This window comes from Xanthomonas campestris pv. asclepiadis, from assembly GCF_020784175.1.
Classification (GTDB): domain Bacteria; phylum Pseudomonadota; class Gammaproteobacteria; order Xanthomonadales; family Xanthomonadaceae; genus Xanthomonas; species Xanthomonas campestris_D.
Genome location: NZ_JAJGQM010000006.1, coordinates 116,693 through 142,317, shown reverse-complemented (window position 1 = coordinate 142,317; position 25,625 = coordinate 116,693). Strand labels below are relative to the sequence as shown.

General features: G+C 65.9%; 22 protein-coding genes and 1 pseudogene. 6 read left to right on the top strand and 17 right to left on the bottom strand.

The genetic code is table 11. From position 1 onward, the window contains the following. Window positions 1-513 precede the first annotated feature (513 nt). A complete protein-coding gene (locus tag LL972_RS05135; RefSeq protein ID WP_228326669.1) occupies window positions 514-717 on the bottom strand; it encodes a hypothetical protein in 204 nt (67 codons plus the stop codon). A 233-nt stretch (window positions 718-950) separates the two neighbouring features. Between LL972_RS05135 and LL972_RS05130 the strand changes: the two genes are divergently transcribed. Next, on the top strand, window positions 951-1,859 hold the full coding sequence (locus LL972_RS05130; RefSeq protein WP_228326661.1) for an AraC family transcriptional regulator: 909 nt from the start codon (window positions 951-953) through the stop codon (window positions 1,857-1,859). Between the two features lie 105 nt (window positions 1,860-1,964). On the opposite strand, the gene LL972_RS05125 is transcribed toward LL972_RS05130, so the two are convergent. After that, entirely contained in the window at window positions 1,965-2,438 is a 474-nt protein-coding gene (locus tag LL972_RS05125; RefSeq protein WP_228326660.1) for a (R)-mandelonitrile lyase, read from the bottom strand. Between the two features lie 193 nt (window positions 2,439-2,631). Here LL972_RS05125 and LL972_RS05120 point away from each other — a divergent pair. Beyond that, window positions 2,632-3,529 (top strand): annotated as a pseudogene (locus LL972_RS05120) (LysR family transcriptional regulator). A 110-nt stretch (window positions 3,530-3,639) separates the two neighbouring features. Here the strand turns inward: LL972_RS05120 and LL972_RS05115 are convergent. From LL972_RS05115 to LL972_RS05095, 5 genes are read right to left on the bottom strand one after another with little or no spacing between them, the layout of a single operon-like run. Further along, a complete protein-coding gene (locus tag LL972_RS05115; RefSeq protein WP_429002113.1) occupies window positions 3,640-4,200 on the bottom strand; it encodes an aldo/keto reductase in 561 nt (186 codons plus the stop codon). A 20-nt stretch (window positions 4,201-4,220) separates the two neighbouring features. Then, window positions 4,221-4,904, bottom strand: a complete 684-nt coding sequence (locus LL972_RS05110; RefSeq protein ID WP_228326659.1) for a TetR/AcrR family transcriptional regulator — start codon at window positions 4,902-4,904, stop codon at window positions 4,221-4,223. Continuing rightward, on the bottom strand, window positions 4,897-6,393 hold the full coding sequence (locus LL972_RS05105) for an efflux transporter outer membrane subunit (protein WP_228326658.1): 1,497 nt from the start codon (window positions 6,391-6,393) through the stop codon (window positions 4,897-4,899). The genes LL972_RS05110 and LL972_RS05105 overlap by 8 nt, the downstream gene beginning before the upstream one ends. A 1-nt stretch (window position 6,394) precedes the next feature. Next, complete coding sequence (locus LL972_RS05100) at window positions 6,395-9,538, bottom strand: efflux RND transporter permease subunit (protein ID WP_228326657.1); 3,144 nt, start codon at window positions 9,536-9,538, stop codon at window positions 6,395-6,397. A gap of 16 nt (window positions 9,539-9,554) precedes the next feature. Beyond that, complete coding sequence (locus LL972_RS05095; protein WP_228326656.1) at window positions 9,555-10,778, bottom strand: efflux RND transporter periplasmic adaptor subunit; 1,224 nt, start codon at window positions 10,776-10,778, stop codon at window positions 9,555-9,557. Window positions 10,779-10,908: 130 nt separating this feature from the next. Here LL972_RS05095 and LL972_RS05090 point away from each other — a divergent pair, with 130 nt between their 5' ends. Further along, window positions 10,909-11,529: a TetR/AcrR family transcriptional regulator gene (locus LL972_RS05090; RefSeq protein WP_228326655.1), complete on the top strand. Its 621-nt coding sequence runs from the start codon at window positions 10,909-10,911 to the stop codon at window positions 11,527-11,529. Window positions 11,530-11,828: 299 nt separating this feature from the next. On the opposite strand, the gene LL972_RS05085 is transcribed toward LL972_RS05090, so the two are convergent. The 7 genes from LL972_RS05085 to creD all read right to left on the bottom strand — a co-directional run bounded on the left by LL972_RS05085 (window position 11,829) and on the right by creD (window position 18,395). Then, window positions 11,829-12,323, bottom strand: a complete 495-nt coding sequence (locus tag LL972_RS05085; protein ID WP_228326654.1) for a transcriptional repressor — start codon at window positions 12,321-12,323, stop codon at window positions 11,829-11,831. A gap of 15 nt (window positions 12,324-12,338) precedes the next feature. Then, window positions 12,339-13,742 (bottom strand): glutamate--tRNA ligase, encoded by a 1,404-nt coding sequence (gltX, locus tag LL972_RS05080; protein WP_228326653.1) that lies wholly within the window; start codon window positions 13,740-13,742, stop codon window positions 12,339-12,341. Between the two features lie 67 nt (window positions 13,743-13,809). Beyond that, window positions 13,810-14,901 carry a DUF3616 domain-containing protein gene (locus LL972_RS05075; protein ID WP_228326652.1) on the bottom strand — a complete coding sequence of 364 codons (1,092 nt, stop codon included), beginning with the start codon at window positions 14,899-14,901 and terminating at the stop codon, window positions 13,810-13,812. 163 nt (window positions 14,902-15,064) lie between these two features. Then, on the bottom strand, window positions 15,065-15,952 hold the full coding sequence (locus LL972_RS05070) for a carbon-nitrogen hydrolase family protein (protein ID WP_228326651.1): 888 nt from the start codon (window positions 15,950-15,952) through the stop codon (window positions 15,065-15,067). 46 nt (window positions 15,953-15,998) lie between these two features. Beyond that, window positions 15,999-16,649: a GNAT family N-acetyltransferase gene (locus tag LL972_RS05065; protein ID WP_228326668.1), complete on the bottom strand. Its 651-nt coding sequence runs from the start codon at window positions 16,647-16,649 to the stop codon at window positions 15,999-16,001. Continuing rightward, complete coding sequence (locus LL972_RS05060) at window positions 16,646-17,068, bottom strand: hypothetical protein (protein ID WP_228326650.1); 423 nt, start codon at window positions 17,066-17,068, stop codon at window positions 16,646-16,648. The genes LL972_RS05065 and LL972_RS05060 overlap by 4 nt, the downstream gene beginning before the upstream one ends. A gap of 7 nt (window positions 17,069-17,075) precedes the next feature. Beyond that, entirely contained in the window at window positions 17,076-18,395 is a 1,320-nt protein-coding gene (gene creD, locus LL972_RS05055; RefSeq protein WP_228326649.1) for a cell envelope integrity protein CreD, read from the bottom strand. Window positions 18,396-18,834: 439 nt separating this feature from the next. Here creD and LL972_RS05050 point away from each other — a divergent pair, with 439 nt between their 5' ends. Further along, on the top strand, window positions 18,835-19,647 hold the full coding sequence (locus LL972_RS05050; RefSeq protein WP_228326648.1) for a C1 family peptidase: 813 nt from the start codon (window positions 18,835-18,837) through the stop codon (window positions 19,645-19,647). Between the two features lie 136 nt (window positions 19,648-19,783). On the opposite strand, the gene creC is transcribed toward LL972_RS05050, so the two are convergent. Next, on the bottom strand, window positions 19,784-21,232 hold the full coding sequence (gene creC / locus LL972_RS05045) for a two-component system sensor histidine kinase CreC (RefSeq protein WP_228326647.1): 1,449 nt from the start codon (window positions 21,230-21,232) through the stop codon (window positions 19,784-19,786). 48 nt (window positions 21,233-21,280) lie between these two features. Beyond that, window positions 21,281-21,985 carry a two-component system response regulator CreB gene (creB, locus tag LL972_RS05040; RefSeq protein WP_228326646.1) on the bottom strand — a complete coding sequence of 235 codons (705 nt, stop codon included), beginning with the start codon at window positions 21,983-21,985 and terminating at the stop codon, window positions 21,281-21,283. A gap of 34 nt (window positions 21,986-22,019) precedes the next feature. Between creB and LL972_RS05035 the strand changes: the two genes are divergently transcribed. Both LL972_RS05035 and LL972_RS05030 read left to right on the top strand, forming a co-directional pair. After that, the gene (locus tag LL972_RS05035) at window positions 22,020-22,928 is read left to right on the top strand and encodes a 23S rRNA (adenine(2030)-N(6))-methyltransferase RlmJ (protein WP_228326645.1); all 909 of its coding nucleotides are present in this window, start codon (window positions 22,020-22,022) and stop codon (window positions 22,926-22,928) included. Between the two features lie 192 nt (window positions 22,929-23,120). Next, the gene (locus LL972_RS05030) at window positions 23,121-23,663 is read left to right on the top strand and encodes a GNAT family N-acetyltransferase (protein ID WP_024939889.1); all 543 of its coding nucleotides are present in this window, start codon (window positions 23,121-23,123) and stop codon (window positions 23,661-23,663) included. 481 nt (window positions 23,664-24,144) lie between these two features. Here the strand turns inward: LL972_RS05030 and LL972_RS05025 are convergent, their stop codons facing one another. Beyond that, entirely contained in the window at window positions 24,145-25,515 is a 1,371-nt protein-coding gene (locus LL972_RS05025) for an Hrp-dependent type III effector protein (RefSeq protein ID WP_228326644.1), read from the bottom strand. Window positions 25,516-25,625 lie beyond the last annotated feature (110 nt).

Genomic DNA, 25,625 nt, shown 5'->3' with positions numbered 1-25,625 from the left:
CGACGCCCAAACTGCCAGAATCCGAACAGATAAGGCTCTTACGCGGCATCCATGCCGCGTAAGGTCCCGCGACGGTGAGCGGGTAATGACCTGTCTGGATGGTCGGTGCGCACAATTAAGAGCAATGCCAGATGCGCGTTGTTGGATGCCGATGTGCCAGCTCAACGCCCGATGCATCTCTAGCGACAACCAATCGGGATGGTCGGTGTGTATAGCTAAGAGCAGTGCGTAATGTGCATTTTGGATAGCGATGTACCTGCGCGGCCCAACAGTCAACGACCAATGCACATCACGCGACAAGCAGCTCTTATGCGAGCGCCGACCACCTTTCTGGTGCGGTGTCCTCGCCGCTTGCGGGACCCTTGGCGGCATGGATGCCGCCAAGGAGCCTCCACGGACGGATTCACGGCGTGTCCCGCAAGTGGTGAGGGCACCGCGCACTCGACTCACCGATCAACAAGGCGTGCGTGACCAACACGTTGCCGCTGCCGATATAGAGTTTTGTTGCCGCTCTTAGCTCCCCGCACGCAGTAAGCGCTTGTGCAATCCGCGCCGCTGCGCCTCGCTGAGCAGATGTCCATGCGTGTTCAATAATCCCAGGATCTGCTGATGCGCTTGCGCCGTGCGACGCGCGAGTTCAGCCGTGGCAGCGGCCTCGAGCGCCTTCCAGTCGGCAGGGCTCGTCGGTGCGGGGATGGTCGAACGTTTTGCGGGCATGGGCGAGGCGATCACGGAAACAGACGCCCATGATACGGCGCGCGCGTGAGCGCCAGATCGTGGCTGGCCTGCCGTTTTGAGGCGCCGGGCGCGCGAGCCTGCCCGCCTGTGCCGGCGCCAATCGGCGCTCCCCTTGCCCACTGCTGCGGCCAGCATGCCGGCTCCATGACAGTGGGTCTTGTACGATCGACGGCATCGCGGCCAAGCCGCCTGGTGCCACTGCCGAGTCCTGCATGTCCGCATTGACCGAGATGACCGACATCCTGCTGCGCCACGCCCCCGGCGACGGCATGCACGCCACCCGGATTGCCGGGTTGCAGATCATGCGTAGTGCCTTGCCAACCGTGTCGGTGCCCACGGTCTATACGCCGATGCTGTGCCTGGTGGCGCAAGGCCGCAAGCAGGCGATGCTGGGTGCGGCGGCGTATCTCTATCACCCGCAGATGTATCTGGTGGCCTCGGTGGATCTGCCGATCGTCGGCTCGGTGATCGAGGCCAGCGCCGCGCAGCCGTATCTGTGTTTCTGCCTGGATCTGGATACCGCGGTGCTGAGCGACCTGGCCGTCAGCCACCCTGAGCTGGTCGAGCCGCAGCGCGATGCTGCCCAGGCCGGGTTATTGCTCAACCACAGCAGCCCGCCATTGCAGGACGCCGCGGTGCGGCTGGCACGCCTGCTCGACCAACCGCAGGAGATCGCCGCGCTGGCGCCGCTGGTCCTGCGCGAAGTGCTCTATCGCCTGATGGCCGATCCGGCCAATGCGGTGGTGCGCCAGATGGCCATCGCCGACAGCCGGCTCAACCAGATTTCCAGGGCCATCGTGTGGCTGCGCGAACACTATGCACAGCGCTTCAGCATCGAGCAGATCGCCGATCTGTCGGCAATGAGCCGGTCCACCTTTCATGCGCATTTCAAGGCGGTCACCTCGATGACACCACTGGAATATCGCTCGCATCTGCGCGTGCACGAAGCGCGCCGACTGATGCTGGCCGAAGCGCTGAACGCCGCCGATGCCGGCTTCCGCGTCGGTTACGAAAGCGCATCGCAATTCAGCCGCGACTATGCGCGCATTCTCGGCGCGCCACCCGCACGTGATGCGCAACGGCTGCGTGCCAGCGCACAGGCTACGACAGCAGCGGCGTGACCCGTGCCCGTGCGCGGTGGCGCGCTGTCACGCGCACTGCAACGCGCTCCATGGATCACTGGCGATGGCGCGATAGACCGCATCGCGTCATCGCCGAGCACCGTTTCACTCGGCCGCGTACTGCGCCTCGCTGACCTGCTCCAGCCAGGTCACCGGCGAGCCGTCCTGCGCTTCGGCGATGGCGATATGCGACATCGCCACGGTCGCGTTGGCGCCGTGCCAGTGCTTGACGCCCGGCGGAATCCATACGATGTCGCCCGGGCGGATCTGCTGCGCCGGCTTGCCCCATTCCTGCACACGCCCGGCACCGGCGGTGACGATCAGCGTCTGCCCCAACGGGTGGGTGTGCCAGGCGGTGCGCGCGCCCGGCTCGAAGGTCACCGTGGCGCCGCCCACCCGCGCCGGCGCGTCGGTCTGAAATGGCGCATCGATGCGCACCTTGCCGGTGAAGTAGTCGGCCGGGCCGGCCGCAGATGCAGCGCCGCCGGCCTTGCTCACCCTGATCGCGTGTTGCTCCTCACCCCCGGGCGTAACGGCAGCCATCATCGACAGCGACATCGCAGTTGCAAACAGATTCATGGCAGTACTCCTCGATCCAAGAGCCTTGCACTGTAGCGCGCATGCGCGCTGGCACTACCCGGGCGGCAGCGCATGCACCTAGAAACACAGCGTATCAATGCGGCAATAACTCGTCGGATGTGGAGCCATCACGCATCATCGCGCATGATGCGGCCGCATGAATGGCATGCGCTGGAGTCGGCATTCGCAACCAATGGCGCGGGAAAACCTCAACGATCTGCAGGTCTTCGTCACCGTGGCGCGCGAGGGCAGCTTCACCCGTGCCGCCGCGCAGCTGGGTGTCTCGCAATCGGCGCTGAGCCATACCGTGCGCGCACTGGAAACACGCCTGGGCATCCGCCTGTTGACCCGCACCACGCGTAGCGTGTCGATGACCGAAGCCGGCGCACGCCTGTTCGATACCGTGGCTCCGCGCCTGGAAGAGATCGACGACGAACTGTCCGCGCTCACCGAATTCCGCGACACGCCGGCCGGCACCATTCGTATCACCACCGCCGGCCACGCCGCCGACGCCTACATCTGGCCGGCGTTGTCGAAGGTACTGCCCGACTATCCCGACCTCAAGATCGAGGTCACCGTCGATTACGGGCTGGCCGATATCGTTGCCGAGCGCTACGACATCGGCATCCGGCTGGGCGATCAGGTCGGCAGGGACATGATCGCGGTGCCTGTCAGCCCGATGCAGCGCATGGCGGTGGTGGCGGTGCCGAGCTACTTCGTGCATCACACCATCCCCGCCGTACCGGCCGACCTGGCCCGGCACAACTGCATCGGCTTACGCCTGCCCACGCATGGCGGCCTGCTGCCCTGGGATTTCGAAAAGGACGGCCGCGAGGTCAAGGTACGCGTGGACGGGCAATGGACCTTCAACGGCAGCAGCGCGATTCTGCGTGCCGCACTGGCCGGCGGCGGACTCGCGTTCTTGCCGGAAACCATGGTGCTGGAGCACATCGCCGCCGGCCGGCTACGCCGCGTGCTGGAGGACTGGTGCGACCCGTTCGACGGCTCACGCCTATTACCCCAGCCGCCGCCAATCCTCGCGCGCACTCAAGGTGGTGATCGACGCACTGCGGCACGATCCCGCGCGCTGACACGCGCGTGTAGGAGCGTGCCCGCGCGCGACGGGGTTTTACCAGTCACGCCCCATCGCGCGCCAGCGTGCTCCTACAACAACGTCGGTTGGCCGAGTTGATCGCTGGGGTTATTTACCGACCAGCTTCTGCCGCTCCGGGCTGTAACGCTCGCCGACAATCGCCACCGCATCCAGCGCTTGCTGGATACGCGCAAGATCCTCGCCGCTCAAGGTCAATGCAGCGCCGCCCAGATTTTCTTCCAGGCGATGCAGCTTGGTGGTGCCGGGAATCGGCACGATCCACGGCTTGCGCGACAACAACCATGCCAACGCCACCTGCGCCGGTGTCGCGCCCTTGTCGACAGCGATGGCCTGGATGTGTTCGACCAGCGCCTGGTTGGCCTGACGCGCCTCGGCAGCGAACCGCGGCACCTGGTTGCGGAAATCGTCGTCGGAAAATTGTGTGTCGGCCTGGATGGCGCCAGTCAAAAAGCCCTTGCCGAGCGGGCTGAACGGCACGAAGCCGATCCCGAGTTCTTCCAGCGTCGGCAACCATCCGGCGCGCGCATGCGGTGTAGCCGGTGACGGCAGTGCAGAGCGAATACCTTGCGCGCGGTCGCCGGCCCGTAGCCATAGCTCAGGCCCATGCAGCCCAGGCCCAGCGCGGACACCACCGCCCCCCCAATCCATCACGCTGCCTGCCGCCGCCGCTAGAACCCGCCCGGTACTTCGCGCTTGCCTGCTGTCGCCACCGCGGACGGTTGCGGCCGATACGCGCGCAGGAACAGCGCTACCGCACTGGCGACATACGCCTGCTGCGTGGCGGCCGGTGCCTGCAATGCGTCGCCACGCGCCGCCGCATTGGCCGGCATCCCGGTCATCAACCCGAAGAAATGCACCGATGCATCCGGCAGATTGTCGATGACCAGGCTGCCCTGCTCCACTTCGCGCGCCAGCACCGCACGCATCGTGGTGTCGTAGCGTTCGAAGCCCAGCATCCACATCTCCTCGCGTATCTGGCTGGGCAGTGCCGGCGGCCGCACCAGACCGTACGCGGCATCGCCCAGTGCATTGCTGGCCGCCATGCGCACGACCGCGTCGGCGATGGCGAGCAGACGCACGGGCAAGGGCCCGCGCATGTCCAACAGCGCCTGCCATGGATTCGGCGATTGGTGCGCCAGCGCCTCCAGGGTGGTGCGGAACAGCACCTCCTTGGAAGCGAAATGCGCATACACCGTGGCCTTGGACACCACCGCGCGCTCGGCAATGTTGTCCATGCTGGTCCTGTCGAAGCCGTGACGTGGAAACAGCTCGCCTGCCGCGCGCAGAATCGCGCCACGTTTGTCGTGCGGTGCACGTCTGGGTGCTGGCGGCTCGGCAGCGGCGTCATCCACGTGGCTGCCCCGTCGCAGTCGTGGCCACCGCCGGGTCGGCCGATTGCAGCCAACCGCCGCCCATGGCCTTGTAGAACGTCACCAGATTGGTGAAGCGCGACAATTGCGTGGTGATCAAGGTCTGCTGCGCGCTGTAGAGCGAGCGCTGCGCATCCAGCGCCTGCAGATAGCTGTCCACGCCGCGTTCGAAGCGCGCCTGCGACAACCGGTAGCTGTCGGCGGTGGCATCGACCAGGGCCTGTTGCGCCTGCAATTGCCGACCCAGGGTCTCGCGTTGCGCGAGCGCATCGGAGACCTCGCGGAATGCGCTCTGGATCGCCTTCTCGTATTGCGCTACTTCGATATCGCGGTTGGCCTTGGCCATGTCCAGATTGGCGCGGTTACGCCCGGCGTTGAAGATCGGCAGCGTCAACGTGGGCACGAAGCTCCAGGCGCGGGTGCCGGAATCGAACAGGTTGGAGAGGCTGCTGGTGGACGAGCCGGTCGATGCGGTCAGGCTGATGCTCGGGAAGAACGCCGCGCGTGCCGCGCCGATGTTGGCGTTGGCCGCACGCAGGTTGCGCTCGGCCTCCAGGATGTCCGGGCGACGTTGCAGCAACTGCGACGGCAACCCGGCCGGCACGCTGGCCAGCACGTTGCCGTCCACGCTGGGGCCATCGGGCAAGCCCTGCGGCAACAACTCCGCCGGCAGCTGCGTGCCGACCAGCAGCACCAGGGCATTGCGGTCCTGCGCCACCTGCGCGGTGTAGCGCTCCACATCCACGCGTGCGGTTTCCACCGTGGTCTGCGCCTGGCGCAAGGTGAGCTGCGAGGCCACACCCAGCTCGAAACTGCGTTGCTGCAGGCGATAGCTGTCGCTCTGGCTGCTCAAGGTGGACTGCGCCAGTTGCAGCAACTGCTGATCGGCCGCCAGCGTCAGATAGGCGGTGGCCACTTCGGCCACCAGGCTAATATGGGTGCTACGGCGTGCCTCGGCAGTGGACAGGAACTGTTGCAGCGCCTGTTCCTTGAGGCTGCGCACACGCCCGAACAGATCCAGCTCGTAGGCGCTGATGCCGATGTTGGCGGCATAGGTACGGAACACCTGCGGCTGGCCCGGAATCGCCAGCTCCGCCGGCGTGCGTGCGTTATTGGCGGTGCCGGTGCCCTGCACGGCGGGCAGCAGCGCAGCGCGCTCCACCCGGTACTGCGCGCGTGCCACTTCGATATTGAGCGCGGCCACGCGCAGGTCGCGATTGTTCTCCAATGCCAGGGCGATCACCTGCTGTAGCGCGGGGTCGGTGAACACCTGCCGCCAGCCGATGTTGGCGATATCGATCGCCTGCTCCGGGCTGGCCGCAGCGGCGGCGTTGGATGCCGTCGAGAGCTCGGTGCCGGCAAAGCGCTCCGGTACCGGCGCGTCGGGCCGTGCATAGCGCGGCATCAGCGTGCAGCCGGACAGCACGCCGGCCACCGCGATCGCGGTCAATGTCATGCGGATCGGTGTCATCTCAGTGTCCTGCCGGTTGCGGTGCGGGCGAAGTGGGCTGTGCGCGGCGCTTGAACAAGCCGCTGACCAGCACGAAGAACAACGGCACAAAGAAGATCGCCAGGATCGTGCCGGACAACATGCCGCCGATCACGGCGGTGCCCAAGGCATGCTGCGCGCCTGCACCGGCACCACTGCCGAGCACCAGCGGCACCACGCCCAGGATGAAGGCCAGCGATGTCATCAGGATCGGCCGCAAGCGCATGCGCGCCGCTTCCAATGCGGACTCGATCAGGCTCTTGCCGCTTTCATGCAGTTCCTTGGCAAATTCCACGATCAGGATCGCGTTCTTCGATGCCAGGCCAATGGTGGTGAGCAGGCCCACCTGGAAGTACACATCGTTCATTTTCCAGGTCAGCATCGCGCCCAGCAGCGTGCCGAACACACCCAACGGCACCACCAGGATCACCGAGAACGGAATCGCCCAGCTTTCGTACAACGCGGCCAGACACAGGAACACGATCAGGATCGACAACCCGTACAACAAGCCGGTCTGACCGGTGGAGGATTTCTCCTGCCGCGACAAGCCGGTCCACTCGAAGCCGATGCCCGGCGGCAACTTGGCCGCCGCCGCTTCCACGATCTGCATCGCTTCGCCACTGGAGGCCGCGCCGGGCAGCGCCATGCCCAGGATTTCCACCGACGGCACGCTGTTGTAACGCTCCAACCGCGGCGAGCCCGATTGCCAGCTGGCGGTTGCGAAGGCGTTGAACGGCACCATCGTGCCGGCGCTGTTGCGCACGAACCAGCGGTCGATGTCCTGCGGATTCATGCGGTACACCGCATCGGCCTGCAGCATGACCTTCTTGACCCGACCCTTGTCGATGAAGTCGTTGACGTAAACGCTGCCCCAGGCGCTGGAGAAGGTGTTGTTGATGTCGGCGATCGACACGCCCATGGCCTGCGCCTTGTGCGAATCGATTTCCAGCTTGAACTCGGGTGTGTCCTCCTGCCCGTTCGGGCGCACCGCCACCAGCCGTTTGTCCTGCGACAGTTCGGCCAGCAGTTGGTCGCGTGCCTGCATCAAGGCCGCGTGGCCGAGGTTGGCACGGTCCTGCAGCATCAGGTCGAAACCGGTCGCATTACCCAACTCAGACACTGCGGGAGGCGCGAACGCGAACACCTTGGCATCGCGGATGCCGGCGAAGAACGCACCGGCCTTGCCGGCCACGTCGGTGACGCTCTGGCCCTTGCCGGTGCGCTCGTCCCATGGCCGCAGCTTGACGAAGGCAAAGCCCACGTTCTGCCCGGTACCGGCAAAACTGAAACCGGAGACCGCAAAGATGCCGGCCACCGAATCCTTCTGGTCGACCAGGAAGTGATGCTCCACCCGCTTGAGCACCTCGCCGGTGCGCGCATCGGTGGCACCGGGCGGCAACTGCACCAGCACGAACAGCGTGCCCTGGTCCTCATCCGGCAGGAAGCCCACCGGCAGCTTCATGAAGCCGAACACCACCAGCGCCAGCACCACCGCGTAGGCCAGCATGTAGCGCCAGCCCTTGCCCAGCATGTGCTGCACCACGCCCTGATAGCCGTTGTTGCCGCGATCGAACACGCGGTTGAACCAGCCGAAGAACCCGGTGGTCGCCAGACCATGGCCCTTCTCCACCGGCTTGAGCAAGGTGGCGCACAAAGCCGGGGTCAGGATCATCGCCACCAGTACCGACAAGGTCATGGCAGAGACAATCGTGATCGAGAACTGCCGATAGATCACACCGGTGGAGCCACCGAAGAACGCCATCGGCACGAACACCGCGGCCAGCACCAGGGCCACACCGACCAGCGCGCCGGAGATCTGGTCCATCGACTTGCGCGTGGCGTCCTTGGGCGACAAGTGTTCTTCGCCCATCACGCGTTCGACGTTCTCCACCACCACGATGGCATCGTCCACCAGCAGGCCGATCGCCAGCACCATCGCGAACATGGTCAAGGTGTTGATGGTGAAACCGAATGCCGCCAGCACACCGAAGGTGCCGAGCAACACCACCGGCACCGCGATGGTCGGTATCAGGGTCGCACGGAAATTCTGCAGGAACAGATACATCACCAGAAACACCAGCACCACCGCTTCGATCAGCGTATGCACCACCTGCTCGATGGAGATGCGCACGAACGGTGTGGTGTCGTACGGCTTTTGCACCTTCATGCCGGGCGGGAAGAATTTCTCCTGCTCTTCCAGGCTCTTGTCGATCGCGCGCACCGTATCCAGCGCATTGGCACCGGTGGCCAGCTTGATCGCCAAGCCGGCCGCCGGCTTGCCGTTGTAGCGGCCCACCGTGTTGTAGCTCTCGCTGCCCAGTTCGATGCGTGCCACATCACGCAGGCGCACCTGCGAGCCATCGGACTGCGTGCGCAGCAGGATGTTCTCGAACTCCTCGGCGGTCTTCAGCCGGGTCTGCGCGGTGATGGTGGCATTGAGTTGCTGATTGGGCACCGCCGGCAGCGCGCCGAGCTGGCCGGCCGACACCTGCGCGTTCTGCGCCTGGATCGCGGTGCGCACATCCACCGGGGTCAGGCTGAAGTTGTTCAACTTGTTCGGGTCCATCCATATCCGCATCGCGTACTGCGAGCCGAACAAGGTGGTGTCGCCCACGCCTTCGACGCGGCTGATGGTTTCCTGCACGTTGGCAGCCACGTAATCGGACAGGTCCGAATCGCTCATGCTGCCGTCTTCGGAAGTGAAGGCCAGCACGTTGAGGAAGTTGGTGGCCGACTTGGTCACCGTCACGCCCTGCTGCTGCACTTCCTGCGGCAACAACGGCGTGGCCAGCGACAACTTGTTCTGCACCTGCACCTGCGCGGTGTCCGGGTCGGTGCCGTTGTCGAAGGTCAGCGTGATGGTCACCGCACCGCTGGATTCGCTGGTGGAGGCCATGTAGCTGAGGTGGTCCAGCCCCTTCATCTTCTGCTCGATGACCTGGGTGACGGTGTCTTCCAGGGTCTGCGCCGAGGCGCCCGGATAGTTGGCGGTGATGGCGACGGCGGGTGGCGCGATGCTGGGGTATTGCGCAATCGGCAAGGTGGCGATGGACAGGATGCCGGCTAGCATCACGATGATGGCCAACACCCAGGCGAAGATCGGACGATCGATGAAGAAGCGTGCCATGACGTGTGATCCCGCCTCAGTTGGCCGCACGCGGTGCGGTCGGGGCGGAAGGTGTGCCGGCAGCATTGCCAGCACCGGCGGCAGGCTTGCCCTTGGGCTGCCATGGCACGGTCTTGACCTCGATGCCGTCGCGGGCGCGCGAGACGCCCTCGACCACCAGTTGCTCGCCGGCCTTCAGGCCGCTGCGCACCAGCCACTGGTCGCCGACTTCGCGGTCGGTTTCCAGTACGCGCAGCTGCAGCTTGTGATCGGCACCGACCACGAACGCGGTCGGCTTGCCGGCACCATTGCGCGAGACCGCCTGCTGCGGCACCAGCACGCCCTGCTCCTTGATGCCCTCCTGCAGCACCGCGCGCACATACATGCCCGGCAACAACTCCGCATTCGGGTTCGGGAACACCGCGCGCAAGGTGATCGAGCCGGTGTTCTGGTCGACGGTGACATCGGAGAACGCCAGGTGGCCCTGCAGCGGATAGGTGCTGCCGTCTTCCAGCAGCAGCAACACCTTGGCCGCATCGTCGCCGGCCTTCTCCAGCTCGCCGCGCGCCATCGCCTGCTTCAGGCGTAGCAAGGCCGCGCTGGGCTGGGTGACATCGATGTAGATCGGGTCCAGCTGCTGGATGGTGGTCAACGCGGTGGCCTGGTTGGCGGTCACCAACGCACCCGGGGTGACGCTGGAGCGGCCGATGCGCCCGGAGATCGGCGCGTCCAGGCGCGCGAAGGCCAGGTTGATGCGCGCGGCTTCCACGCTGGCCTTGCCGGCGGCCACGTCGGCCTCGGCCTGGCCCAGCGCCGCGGCGGTGTCGTCGCCATCCTGCTGACTGATCGCCTTGATCTGCACCAGCTCGGTGTAGCGCTCGGCCTTGAGCCTGGCGGTGCGCAGGTTGGCCTGCGCCTTGGCCAGGGTGGCCTGGGCGCTGGCGTAGCTGGCGCGGTAGGTCGCCGGATCGATCTGGTACAGCGTCTGCCCGGCCTTGACGTCGCCGCCTTCGGTGAACTGGCGTGATTGCACGATGCCGCCCACCTGCGGGCGGACTTCGGCGATCAGGTAGGGAACCGTGCGTCCGGGCAGCTCGGTGGTCAGGGTCACCGGCTGCGGCCTGACGGTCAGCACGCCCATTTCAGGCATGCCCTCCTCCGGCGGCGGACCGCCCGGCGGGTTGCCGCAGGCACTGAGCAGGACGGTAACAGCAATGGCAGCAGCAAGCAGGGGCAGGCGAAACGAGGCATGAGGACGCACGAGGAGGTCTCCGACGGGACGCAGGATGGTTAAAACTAAACGGTACGGTTCGGTATCCTAATAAGCGCATCCGTGGCCGTCAAGCATTTCTGCCCAGTCGGTATACTTAAGTACCCAAGGGAGTCAGTTGATGCGGGTCAGAACAGAAGAAAAACGCGACGCCATCGTGCAGGCGGCCAGCGAGGTGTTCCTCGAACTGGGCTTCGAAGGCGCCTCGATGTCGCAGATCGCCGCCCGCGTCGGCGGCTCCAAGCGCACGCTCTACGGCTATTTCCCGTCCAAGGAGGAGCTGTTCGTGGCGTTTGCCAAGGACATGTCCGACCGCTACATCGACCCGTTGCTGGATGCGCTTTCGCAAAGCAACGGCCCGGTCGCCGAGACCCTGCAGCGCTTCGGCGAGGACATCCTCGGCTTCCTCTGCCAGCCCAGCTCGATCACCATCTGGCAGACCATCATCGGCGTGTCGGGGCGGTCGGACGTGGGCGCGCTGTTCTTCAATGCAGGCCCCGAAGAAGGCATGCAACGCATGGCCGACTATCTGCAGACGCAGATGGATCGCGGCGTGATCCGCTGCGCCGACGTCCTGATCGCGTCGAGGCAGTTCGGCGGGCTGCTGGAGGCGGAAACCCTGATGCCCTGCCTGTTCGGCGCACTCAAGGACCCCTCGCCCGAGTATCTGCGCGAGGCGACGCGACGCGCAGTGGACCTGTTTCTGGCGGGCTATGGGTGCAAGACCGCCGCCGCGGCGTGATGTGCGGTGGGTGCATGCTTTGAACAAAGCAACCCATAACTGTCTGGTGCGGTGTCCTCACCGATTGCGGGACCGTGTGGCGGCATGGATGCCGCCACCGAGCCTCCACGGAGGGATTTACGGCGTGTCCCGCGAGCGGTGAGGGCACCGCGCGCTTGACCCACTCAGTGTTTGATCTGGACTTCTGACTGCATCCACCAAGAGACAGCCGACAAAACCACTGCACTCACTGACAGGCGCTCGCTCGCTAGGTTTTGTTAGCCGCTCCAGGTGAACAGCCCTGCGTTGGCTAGCGATCCTTACTCGGCCACCGCGCACTTGGCGCACAGGCCATGCACTTCCAGGGTCTGCGCCTGCGGCTGGAAACCCAGCGCCTTGGCGCGCGCTTCCAGTTGCGCCACCACCTCGCGGTCTTCCAGCTCCACCGCACTATGGCAGCGGTCGCAGATCAGGAACGGCACCGAGTGCTGGGCGCTGTTGGGATGGTGGCAGGCGACGAAGGCGTTGACCGATTCGAGCTTGTGCACGAAGCCGTTGGCCATCAGGAAATCCAGCGCGCGGTATACCGTGGGCGGGGCGTCGGCGCCGACGCCCTTGCCTTCGCGCACCCAGTCCAGCAGCTCGTAGGCCTTGACCGGCTTGCCGGCGTCGGCAATCAGCCGCAGCACATTGGCGCGGATCGGCGTCAGCCGCAGGCCGCGCTCGCTGCAGGCGCGCTCCACCGCGCGCACGAAGCCGTTGGCGTCGTCGACATGGTGATGCGGTGCAGTGCAGGCGTGTTCGTTGGTGTTCATCACAGGCTCCCGCGGTCAGCCCGCCCCTATCTTTATGAGTGCGGCATCGATGCGTTTCAAGGCGCCTTCGCGTCCGGCCAGGTACACGGTCTGCGAAATGTCCGGGCTGACCTGGGTGCCGGTGATGGCCACGCGCAGTGGCTGGGCCACCTTGCCCATGCCCAGCTCCAGCGCGGCGGCGGCATCGTGCAGTGCGGCCGAGACGTTCTCCACGCTCCATTCGCTGACACTGGCCAGCAGTTCGCGCGCCTTGCCCAGCGGCACTTCGGCGCCCAGCTTGAGGTGCTTCATCACCGCCGCTTCGTCGTAGACCTCCAGCGGCTGGTACCAGACCACGGCTTTTTCGGCCATGTCCTTCAAGGTCTGCACGCGCTCGCGCAGCGCCACCACCACATCGGCGGCGGCCGGGCCGGCGGCCACATCGATGCCGAGCCTGGCGAGCTGGTATTCCAGCTGCGGGGCGATGCTGGCCGGGTCGTCGGTCTTCAGGTAATGCTGGTTGACCCAGCCCAGCTTGGCCATGTCCAGGCGCGCGGCCTTGGAATTGACGTCCTTGACATCGAACAGGTCGAGCAACTCCTGCCGGCTGAACAACTCCTGGTCGCCATGCGACCAGCCCAGACGGGCCAGGTAGTTGATCAGCGCATGCGGCAGGTAGCCGGCGTCCTTGTACTGCATCACATCGGCCGCGCCGGTGCGCTTGGACAGCTTGGCGCCCTGCTCGTCCAGGATCATCGGCATGTGCGCGAACTTCGGCACCGGTGCGCCCAGCGCCTCATAGATGTTGATCTGGCGCGGAGTGTTGTTGATGTGGTCGTCGCCGCGAATCACCTCGGTGATGCCCATGTCCCAGTCGTCCACCACCACCGCGAAGTTGTAGGTGGGGAAGCCATCCGGGCGGAAGATCACCATGTCGTCGAGCTCGCTGTTGGCGATCTCGATGACGCCCTTGATCAGGTCGTCGAACACCACTGTGCCGCCGACCGGGTTCTTGAAGCGGATGACCCGGTTGGGGTCGTCGCGGTACGGCAGGTTCTGCTCGCGGGCGGCACCGTTGTAGCGCGGCTTTTCCTGCCTGGCCATGGCGGCCTCGCGCATGGCGTCGAGTTCTTCGCGGGTTTCGTAGGCGTAATAGGCCTTGCCCTGCGCCAGCAGTTGCTCGGCCACCTCCTGGTAGCGGGCCACGCGCTGGGTCTGGTAGATCGGGCCTTCGTCATAGTCCAGGCCCAGCCAGCCCATCGCCTCCAGGATGGCGTCGATCGCGGCCTGGGTGCTGCGCTCGCGGTCGGTGTCCTCGATGCGCAGCACGAACTGCCCGCCACGACGGCGCGCCTCCAGCCAGCAATACAGCGCGGTGCGGGCGCCGCCGATGTGCAGGTAACCGGTGGGGCTGGGGGCAAAACGGGTGCGGCAGGTCATGGAGCGCTCGGCGAAACGGGGATCGGCCGATTTTACCTTGACCAGCACGGACCTGCCCGCACGCGGCTCAGCGGTTGCGCAACAGGTCGCCGTAGACCACGTCATCGCCGCCGCTGCGCGCCGGGCCGGGCGCGTCGTACAGCACCAGCCAGCTGGGTGTGTCGCCGGCCAGGTGCCCGGGAAGATTGCAGATCGCCTCGGCGCGGTCGCTGTCGGTGCCGTGCGGCAACACCGCTGATTCCAGCAACTCGTGCTGAAAGCGCACCGGTGCCTGGTTGGCGGCCAGCACGGTACGTGCGTCCGGCCATTTGAACAGGCGGATTTCGCCGTTCAACACCATGGTCGGGCCGGCCAGCAGGTACAGGTCGTCGCCGGAATAATGCAGGTCGCGGATGCCCAGCCCGCCCAATTGCAGGAAGTGCTTGCGCAGCAGCGTGCCGTCCTCGTCCAGCGGCGCCAGCCGCAGGTGGTCGCCATGCGCCTGCACCCGGATCTCCAGCAGCGCCGACCAGCCACGCAGCACCGGTCCGCGCAGGCCCAGCAGCAGGCGCTCGCCGTCCACCACGATGCCTTCGATGTCGAAGCCGTTGTCCTTGCCGGGAATTTTCATGAACGGGCCAACATGCGGATCGTCGGCCAGCAGCTCGGTGAGCTGGTTGTGTTTGGCATCGCCCTTGAGCCGCAGCGCGCGACGGCCATCGGCGGCTTGGCGCACCAGGCGCGGGGTGCCGTCGGCATCGCGCTCGATCGGCAGGCAGGCCAGCAGGCGGCGGTTGGCGTCGAGCTTGAGCTTGGTCAGGCGTTTGGCGTTGTCGGCATCGTCGCGACTGCGCTTGGCGTTCTTGCGCTTGAGCCCATGCGAGCCGACCACCCACAGGTAGCCGTCCGACAGCGCCATGCCTTCCAGATCCGCCTCCTCGGCCGCCTCGCCGGGCAGGTCCAGCAGCTCGGCCAGCGCAAAGCTCTGCCCCTGGCCGAAGCGCAGCGTCTCGCGCTGCACGGGGTCGAGCCTGCGCAGGCGATCCACCGCGCAGGCTTCGTCGCCGGCCACCCACAGCCAGTCGTCGGTAAAGGCTGCGCCGGACAGATTGCTGTGCACCAGCGCGCCGGGCGCGAACTCGAGACGGACGCTGTGTGGAATCAGGGTTTTCGTGGCCATGGGAACCTGGTGGGTGGCGATGCAAGGAAGGAACGTGGCTGAAACACCGGAGCGCTGCCCTCGTTGGGGCGCGCGCGGAACACTGGAGCGTACAGCTGCCACCTGCCGTCGCGAGCACCGACTGCGCGCGTAAGGCGATGCGCATCGTCCGTTGATGGTCGCGCTATCCGTCGAAGCTGGCCAGCGTGGCGCGCGCGAGGTAAGCGCCCAACTGCCCATGCCAATCGCGGTCGTTGGCAACCTGCGCCTGCGCGCGGCTGGCCTCGAAGGCGGCAAAATCCAGCTCCGCATACGCCCACACGGTACTGCCCTGGGTCTGCGCCAGCACGCCGTCGGCCGGGAAGCCGACATCCATCGGTGCGAACACCGCCGCTTCGCCGGTATTGACGTCCAGCGCCGGGCTCCACGGTGCGTCGCCGGCAGTGACCGATTGCGCGACGAACACGCGGTTTTCCAGCGCGCGCGCCAGGCAGCCGACGCGTACCCGCATCGCGCCGGCGGCGGTGTCGGTGCAACTGGGCACGATCAACAGCCGCGCGCCGGCTTCGTACTGCGCGCGCACCGGCAGCGGGAACTCGCTGTCGTAGCAGATCGCGATCGCCGCGCGCACGCCATCCAGTTCGAACACCTTCAGCGCATCGCCCGGCTCGATCAGCCCGGTGGCCTTCTCGAAGCCGGTCAGCTGCAGCTTGTCCTGCCAGCCATGCCGGCCCTCGGGCGTGAACCAGTCGCTGCGATTGCGGTAGCGGCCCTGGCCCAGGTCCAGCAGGAAGCTGCCAGCTATCAGATGCACCTGATGCTGGCGCGCCAACCCGGCAAACAGCTCCAGCCACGGCGCACGCAGCGCCTGGATCGCCGCCAGCGACTCGGGCAAGCCGGCAGAAATCTGCGTGCCAAAGGTCGCGCCCAGCTCCAGCGACAGGTATTCCGGCAGTACCAGCACGCGTGCGCCGGCGGCGGCCGCCTCGCCCACCATCTCGGATTGACGTGCGGCGAACGCGGCGAAGTCGGCGGGTTTGCCGATCGGATATTTGGCGACGGCGATTTTCATCTAGCGGCCTGGTTGCGATGGATCGATGACGTAGGAAGTGAATTGGTCACGGCGGCAACGCCCGCGTCCACACACTCAAGCTGTGGTCGATCTCACCACGATGCAACTCCGCCCACGCCAACTGCACGCGCATGTTCGGTTGCGGTGCATAGCCGCGTTTGCGCCAGAACACATCGTTGGGTCGGTGATCGACCGGCTGGCGCGGATCGTCTTGCGCGCGTTCCACCGAGCAGAACGCGGTGAGCGCGAAGCGCCCCAGTGCACGCGCATGCGCCTCGCGCTGGTCGAAAAATGCATGGCCGATCCCCTGCCCGCGATACGCCGGCAGCAGCACTGATTCGCCGAAATAGAACACGCTCGCCGGGTCGATGCCGGCCGCGCGAAACGGCGCATGGAAGGCCTCGCTGTCATCGAGCAGCGGTAGCCCGGTGGAGGCGCCGATCACCGCATCGCCATCACGTGCCAGCACGAACACGCTGTCCGGCGAGGCCGCATACGCGGCCAGGTAGCCGCGTTCGTAATCGGCATCGCCTTCGTAAAGATACGGCCAGGCGCGGAACACCGCGATCCGCAGCTGCGCCACCGCAGCCAGATGTGGCAGCACCTGCGTGCCGCGTACCGTTTCGACGATCAGGGAGGAGCCGCTCATGCCGGCCATGGTAAGCCAGCCTGGCGTCACTGCGCTGCCATGGGTCAGCGCAGCCAGCCACCGGTGACCGCGGCCGCAGCAGCCGGCTGCTGCCACAGCAACCACACCGCCGCCTCGTCGGTGGTCAGCAGCACACCGAGCAGTGCATCGGTGCTGCGCGCCCAATAGCTGCCATTGCTCAAATGCTGCCACGGCCCGTAGCGACGCTGTCGCGCGCTGTCTGCCTGCACGTCCTGCTGGTGTGCCGCCTGCAGGAATCGGCTGCCATCCACGCGCAGTGCCTGCGCGGTGCCTGCATGCAGGCGCAGGCCGATCACCCCGCGGCGTCCGTCGCGGCGCAAGGGCAAGGCCGACAACGGGGAAGCTTCCCAAGGCTGCGGCAGCGCTGCGGGCAGCAGCGCCACCGTGTCGATCCCGGCGGGCAGCAAGCGCTGCGCCCGCCGGTGCAGCTGTGCGTGAGTGCGCATGCCGGCCTCAGCGCAGGCTGTTGCCAAGCTCGTACCAATCGAGCTTGCGGGTCACCCACATGATGCTGGCCAGGATGCCGAACAACAGCAGCGATCCCATCAGCAGCGCATTGTCTTCGGAGATCAACAGGCTGTAGAGCACCCCGTACAAGGCGGTGAGCATTACCGAGAACCCGGCTGCGCGCGCCAAGCTGCGCAACACGCCGGACAGATAGAAGAACTGCAGGCCGATACACGCCGCGGCCGAGACCAGATACGCCTGCCAGAACGCGATGTGCTCGGAAAGGCTCAGCAGCAGCAGGAAGAAGATCGCCAGCGCCAGACCCACCAGCAGGTACTGCAGGGGATGGATCGGCAGACGCTTGATCAGCTCGAACAACACGAACGCCACGAAGGTCAGCACCACGAACAGGATGCCGTACTTGCTGGCCCGATCGGCCTGGGTATACACGTCCACCGGGTCCACCAGCCGCACTTCCAGCGTATCCAGCGACGCCTGGCTGGACTGCAGCTGCGCCTGCGCACCGGTGGCCAGCGACGACAGCGACCAGCTGGCATCGAAGCCCTTCGGCCCGATGCTCGGTGCGTTCGGCAGGAAGCGGCCGCCGAAGGACGGATGTTGCCAGGTGGAACGCAAGGCGATCTCGTTGTTGTCGGCGATCGGTGCGATGGCAAGCCGGCGCGTGCCGTCCAGCACGAACTGCATGTCCACCACGTTGCCGTCCTGCAGGCGGCCGGCGACCGGGTCGGCCAGCGGGCTCAGTTGGGCGTGGATCCCTGCCGAGCGATCAGCCAACGCGCCTGCGCCGCTTTCCAGTGCCAGCGTGCGCCCATCCACCTGCAGGCGCGGTGTGCCCACCAGCCCGCGCACATCGGAAATGCCCACCGCCAGGTGCGGCTGGCCATATACGCGGGTCGGCGCGGCAGCGTAGTCAAACGGCGCGTACTCGGCATGCAGGGTTGCTTTCCAGGAATACACCTGCACGCGATAGAGGCCCACTTCGCGCACCGACGGCACCATGTTGCCGCTGAGTTTCAGGCTGCGCGGGGTCTGCAGCAGCGCGCCTTCGCGCTTGCGCCACACCTTGCGCTGGTTGCCCTGCTCATCCGGCTCGGTGACCTGCACATCCTCGGTAAACGGCAGCACCCGCACCGGCGCGATGAATTGCTGCTCGCCGGCCTTGCTCTGCGCCACCCGCTCCACCGCTTCGTCGCGGTAACGCGCACGGTCTTGCACCGTGCTGCGGATCAACAGCAACGGAATCAGCAGCAACAGGATCAATCCGCCAATCGTGGCGAAGCGCAACAACAGTTTCAGGGATTTCATCGACCATCCTCATTCGGGGAGGTGGCCAGAGTGCGATGCGCCGGTGTCGGGGGTTTGAGGCGAATTTGAAGCGAATGTGAAGTGGGCGACCGGCAGGATCGGCGACCGGCACTGTGACCCAGTTAGGAAATACAGTTTTCACACTGCAAAAATGCAACAAAGGCCCAGGACATGCTTCCGTTGCATCGCCAAGGTTTCGCATCACCGCCGCGCGCCTGGCCGCCAGGCGCAACGATGCAAGTGCAGTTTCGCATCACGGGGCCATTGCTTTTTTTCGAGTCTGTGTTGATCACGGCGTTCCAGTTCCGTCGTTCTGCGGCGTCCTCATTCAACGTTACGCGCACCGCATCGGCGGTGTCGCACACGCATGCCCGCTTGCCGGCCGTGGTTCCAGAAGTGCGCACCACTGCATTCCTCTCTTGCCTGGAGTTTGCCTTTCATGAACAAGCAACGTTCACTCACCCTCTGCCTGCTCGCTGCGCTGAGCCTGTCCTCCGCCGCCGCACAGGCGGCAATGCACGGGATGGGCCTGAAACCCTCGGCATTGATGCAGCCGGTCACGCCCTTGTTCGGCATTGCCAGCACCGCCAAACCCCTGCCCGCCACGGTGGACCTGACTGCCTGGGCGATCACCCCAGGCGACCAGGGCCAGGTGGGGTCATGTGCGTCATGGGCAACCGCCCACACCCTGACCGGTTGGTATGCCAACGCCAACAAGCAGGCGCAAACCCGCTTCGCCCCGATGTATCTCTACAGCCAGGTCAACAACGGCGTCGATGAGGGATCCACGCTGGAAGCGCCGCTGGACGTCGCGCTGGCCCAAGGCATCGACACCGAGCAGCACTACTCTTGGGGCAACTACAACTGGAAGAACCCACCCACTGCAGCCGACCGCGCCAACGCTGCCAAGAACCCCACGCCGTACCGCAAGTACACCGTGCTGTATTCGGGCGACGGCAATGGCGGGCGGGCCCTGATCGAACAGATCAAACTCGCGCTGGCCTCGTCCACGCCGGTGGCCATCGGCTTCTATGTCCGCCAGGGGTTCGAAGACCTCACGCCGAAAAACCAGGTCGACTACGACACCAAGACGCCGATCCTGGGCGGGCACGCGGTGATCGCGCTGGGGTACGACAGCGAGGGGCTGATCGTCGAAAACAGCTGGGGCACCGAGTGGGGCAACAAGGGCTTTGGCAAGCTGTCCTGGTCGGTGGTCGCCAAGGACGTCATCGGGGCCGACGTGGTGCACTAGCACACAGCGGCTGCGCACCGTGGTGATGCGCGGCTGACACGGATGCGGCATGTGCCCTGGCGCATGCCGCTTCAGTGCCACCGCGATGCCGCCGCCATCGGCAGCCGGCCTGCGCACATACGGCATGCAAAGCCGTTTAGCCGATGGGCAGGCGCAGGGTCGCGACCGCACCGCCGCCCTCGCGGTTGCCCAGTGTCGCCTCGCCGCCGTGCAGGCGCGCGACTTCGCGCACGAACGGCAGGCCAAGGCCGGAGCTGCGTTGTCCGGTCTGCGGGCGGGCCAGCGAGTAGAAACGCTCGAACACCCGTTCCAGTGCGTAATCCGGCACACCGCTGCCGCGGTCTTCTACCACCAGCTGCACCTGTTCCTTCAGCACCTGCGCACGCAGCTGGATGGTGCTGTCTTGCGGCGAGAACGCGATGGCGTTTTCCAGCAGGTTGATCAGCGCCTGGCGCAGCAGGAATCCATCGCCCAGCACGTACTGCCTGCGCGCCGTGTCGGAGCCGGCATCGCTTTCCAGCAGCACGCCGGCCGCTGCCGCGCGCGGCAGCACGGCGTCGATTACCGCCTGCAGCAGGCCGGCCACCGCGATGCGCTCGCGCGTCTGCAGCCAGCCATGCTGTTCCACCTCGGCCAGCGCCAGCAGCTTGTCGATGGTTTCGGTCAGGCGCAGCTCCTGCGCGCGGATGCTGGCAACGAAGTGCTGGCGATCGGCTTCCGGCAGTGGCTCGCTCAACAGTTCGGACGCACCGCGGATCGCCGCCAGCGGGCTTTTCATCTCGTGCGTCAGCGACTGCACGTACTGCTCCACGTAGGCCTTGCCTTCGAGCTTGCGCCGCATGCGTTCCAGCGCCTGGCCCAGGTCGCCGATTTCATCGCCGCGCGGTTTTGGCGGCGGCACCGGAAGGCCCGCGCTCACCGCCTGTGCGTAGCGGTTGAGCCGGCCGATCCCGCGCATCAGCCACCAGGTCATCCCGATGCCGATCAGCGCGGAAATGCCGATCAGCCAGGCCCCGCGCTGCAGGATATTGCGCTGGCTGGCCTCGATAAACGGGTCGATGCTGCGATTGGGCTGCGCCAGCGTCAGCACGCCGATCAACTTGGCTGGGTCATTCGGCGCGTAGATCGGCGCGGCCACATGCATCACCGTGGCGGCCGGGTCACCATCGACCTCGGGGCTGGAACGCGCGCCATATTCGCCGCGCAAGGTGCGATAGACATCGTTCCAGCGCGAGTTGTCGCGGCCCACGTCACGGCCCAGCGAATCGAATACCACCACCCCGCGCGCGTCGGTCACGGTGACGCGGTAGGCCACATCGTTCTTGCGGAATCGCCACACCCAGGCCTTGGGGTCGCGCCGCTGCGCCTGCGCCACGTTGCGCGCGAAGCTGCCGCTGACGATGCTGCCGGCAGCCAGCTCGCCGCTGGCCATCTCCGCCAGCACATTGGCCGCATCCACCAGCGTGGATTCCATTGCCTGGCGCACGCCCGGCTTGACCTCGTTGACGAACACACGCATCACGAAGAACGCGGCCAGCCCGACGATCAGAAAAAAGCCCAGGAACAACTTGAGACCAAGCCGCATCTCAGGCCCCGGCCTGGAGAACAACGCCACGCCTGCGCTCGCCCATGGCTACAGCTCCAGTGCGTAGCCGAGGCCACGATGGGTGCGGATCGGGTCGGCCGGCACGCCGGCCTGGCGCAGCTTGCCGCGCAGCGTCTTGATATGGGTGTCGACGGTGCGGTCGGCGCTGTCGGCGCTGGCGTCCCAGCCGCGGTCCATCAGCTGCGCGCGGCTCAGGATCGCGCCGGGGCGCTGCAACAGCGCCGACAGCAGCGCGTATTCGTAGCGGGTCAGCGGCAGCAGCGCATCGCCGTAGCGGATGCGGCTGCCCTCCCGATCGATCGCAAACGCGCCATGCGGCTGCCAGCCCGGCTCCGCCACGGCGGCCACATTGCGACGACGCAGCCGCGCGCGCACCCGCGCCACCAGCTCGCGCGGGGAGAACGGCTTGGCCATGTAGTCGTCGGCGCCCAGTTCGAAGCCGAGCACGCGATCGATCTCGTCGTTGCGCGCGGTCAGGAAGATCACCGGCACATCGCTGAACCCGCGCAGCGTGCGGCACACCTCGAAGCCGTTGATATCCGGCAGGCCCACGTCCAGCACCACCACATCGGCCGGGTCGGCACGCAGGCGCGCCAATGCGTCGCGGCCCAGCAGGCAGTGTTCGGGCGCATAGCCTTCGCTGCGCAGCGCGTACAGCACGGTATCGGCAATGGCGGCTTCGTCTTCGACGACGAGCACGCGGGCGGGGGACTCGGACATGGCGTGCAGCATAGCCGCATGCTGGCGCGGCCCGTACACTGCTGCGATGAACTATCGCCATGCCTTCCATGCCGGCAACCATGCCGACGTGCTCAAGCACATCGCCTTGCTGGCGCTGATCGACACCCTCAAGCGCAAGGACACCCCGTTCTTCGTGCTCGATACCCACGCCGGGCGCGGGCGCTACCAGCTCGGTGGCGAAGAAAGCCGCAAGACCAACGAGGCCGATGCCGGGGTCATGCAGCTGATGGCCGAGTCGACCCTGCCCGAGGTGGTGGAACGCTATCTGCGCGCGGTGCAGGCCGACAACCAGACCGTCGCCCGCCCGGCCACGCCCGGCCAGAAGCCGGCGCGCGCCACCGCCGGCATCCAGATCAACCACTATCCCGGCTCGCCGCTGCTGGCGGCGCGGGCACTGCGCGAGCAGGACCGCATGGCGTTCTGCGAATTGCAGCCGGAAGAGGCCGAGGCGCTCAAGCGCCTGTTCGCCAGGGACAGCCGCGTGCGCGTGCATGCCGGCGATGGCTATGAGGCAATTCGCGCCTTCGTGCCGCCGCGCGCGGGCGAGACCAAGATCGGCCGCGGGCTGGTGCTGATCGACCCGCCTTACGAGGCGCAGGAAGCCGAGTACCCGCAGGTCATCCATAGCGTGCGCGAGACGCTGGCGCGCTGGCCGCAGGCGATCTGCATGGTGTGGTACCCGATCAAGCTGCGCCGCAGCCTGCAGCCGTTCATGCGCAAGGCGGCCACGCTGCCGGCCAAGTCGGTGCTGGTGGCCGAACTGCAGGTGCGCCCGGACGACTCGCCGCTGCGCCTGACCGGCAGCGGGCTGCTGATCGTCAATGCGCCGTGGCAGTTCGACCAGGTGCTGGCGCCCGCGCTGCCGGTGCTGAAGCAGCATCTTGGCGAGGCCGGTGCCTCGACCCGGCTGGAGTGGCTGCGCGAGGACGCCTGAGTCATCGGTACCACGCGCCTGCTCGCGCTGGCGAACGCGGCTGCATACTCACGACTGGATCACGGTATCGCTCGGTACAGTGGTGAGGGAAGCACTGCCACCCCCTGACGGCCCCCAGCGGCGCACCGGATTCATTCACGGTTGTGCGCTGGGCTGGTGCCAGAATCTTCCGATCTTTAAGGAACACCGGTCATGGCCATTCGCAATCGCATGCCTCCCTGGCATGAAAACTTCAGTCTGCCCAATGGCCGCACGCTCCTGCTCCGCCCGATCCGTCCAGAGGACGGTCCGCCGCTGCAGGGCGCTTTCAGCCTGTTGGGACCGGAGGAAATCCGCGCGCGCTTCGTGCGTTCCTCCGCCGAAATCACCCCTGAGATGGTGCAGCGCCTGACCCATCCCAACCCCAAGAGCGAAATCGTGCTGGTGGCCGCCGAACAGCTGCCCCCGGGTGAGGCCCTGGTGGGCGCGGTGGCGCGTGCAGCGCTGGTGCCGGGCACCCGCCAGGCCGAGTACACCATCCTGGTCAGCAGCTTCGTCGCCGGCCAGGGCCTGGGACGGCAGCTGATGCGCAAGCTGGTCAAATGGGCAAGGCGCAAATACCTGGATTGCCTGTTCGGCGACGTGCTGCAAAGCAATGTGCCGATGCTGCAGCTGGCCGAGTCGCTGGGCTTCAAGCCGCAGCCGCATCCGGATTCGCCGGAGCTGGTGCGCATGGTGCTTGAGCTGGATGCTTGAGGGGCTGGGATTGGGGATTGGGGATTCGGCTCAGAGCTGATGATCTGTCGCTTGGTTGCAAGGCCCTTGCCCGCCCACCATCGCAGGACACGCCGCAAGTGCGTCCCAGTATGCTCTGGCGCGGCATCCATGCCGCGTAAGGTCCCGCGACGGTGGGCCGGCAAGGACCAGTCGAGATGGTCGATGTGCCTGGTAAGAGCAGGCTCGACGTTCTGCTGTTCTGACAAGGAAGCGTCCGCCTAACGCAAGCGATCAACCGACAAGCTTTTAAGCAACAACCAGCCAACTGTCTGGTGCGGTGTCCTCGCCGATTGCGGGACCGTGTGGCGGCATGAATGCCGCCACCGAGCCCCCAGGGATGGGGTTCAAGGCGTGTCCCGCAAGCGGTGAGGACGCCGCACCCTCGACCGACTGGGCTTTTGACTGAATTCCGCGTCAACGCACAGAGTGAGCGTCACGCATACACGTGCGTCGGCGGGCGTCATGCACCCTGCGTCTGGTAGGGTCCGGGCGAAAATGGGATCCGCTGCATGTCGAACCTGAGCGGACCGTAGATCAACCGGCGGCCGGATTCGTCACGCACTTCATAGCGGATATTGGGATTGCCGCTGAAGGGTATATCCCACTGATCTTCCGAAGTTTCTAGTTGGACCGCGATGACGCTGTCGGGGTTTCGGTATTTTTCAGCGAAGTAATTTTCGCGTATCGACGGGTATTTACTGCGTTGGATAGCCTGCTGGCTCAGCGCCCCTTCGATGTTCAGGGCCGGCAGAACGGTGCCGGCAGGTTTGGTGTACTCGAGCTTTGCTCCGCTTAGCAGCGCCTGGTGCATGGGGAGTGCATCCTGGACAAGCGTGGGTGAGGCGAAAGGCGCCCACGCATCCACCACGATATCTTGTTCTGACGTCTGCCCCCGGATCACCACAAACTCGTGGTCTTCTCCGCCCACCACGTCTATCCTGCAGTCCCTCAGCGCAGGATTCTGCGAGAGCAGTTGGTACGCCAGGGCAGCTTGCGCTTCGCAGTAGCCACCCTGCGACTGGATTGCGACGAAGGCGCGGGCCGCCGGAATCCCCCCCGTTGTAAGCGACAACGAAGAGCAGAGCACACTTTCCCCCCCGGTTGCTGCGATGTCCTTGATCTGGTTGCCAGCCCCGTAAGGAAGAAGCGCCTTGACCAGGTCGATGGCCTCGCGTGCCGCTGCCAGATTGGCGGCGACTGCGGGTGTGATCACCCGCAAGCGTGGTTTAGTGTCCGGCATATGCGTCTTGACAATTGGATGCCTGGTGGCGAGTGCGTTGAGCTGATCCAGGTGGCTCGACGAAAGCTCGATCATCTGGTCAGACCGCAGTAGCCCGGGGATCAACTCCTGGCCCGGGGCCAGAACCATCGTATTGGTGCCGGATGCATCGGCTGCAAGGTATATGTAGAACTGGTGCCCGCCTTGTTGTGCGGGCAGGGTAAATTCCGACGAACGGGTCACTGCGGTTGCAGTGTCGAGCAGGCTTATCCTGGCGGCCCGTGCATGCGGGAGGTTGGCATCGATCCAGGCCCTGGGTTCGGGGGCTTTGCTCGACGCCCCTTCCGCCATCCATCCTCGCATCCTGCTGAACATGGAGGGGTGCGGCGGCGGGTACGAGTGGGCGGACACGTGGCCGGTCCGGGGGCGACTACCTACATTGGCACTCTGACGCCTCGGACTTCCTTCTGCCAGGGCAGCCAAGGCAACCAGGGCAGGTGATGCACTTTCGCCGGACGCCGCTCCTTGACGCGATGGGCTGGAGGTGGTTGCTTCATTCGCGCCATCATGCTGGGGCGTGCTTGAGTGGAAGAGCGCGGTCAATTTCTGCATGTGACTGTCTCCTGCTAAAAACATCTGCCGCGCGGCGTAAAGTCAACGATTGATACGCAAGATAGCGCCGGATACGAATGTGTCTGCCTGCTGCACGAAAGCGTTGGGCC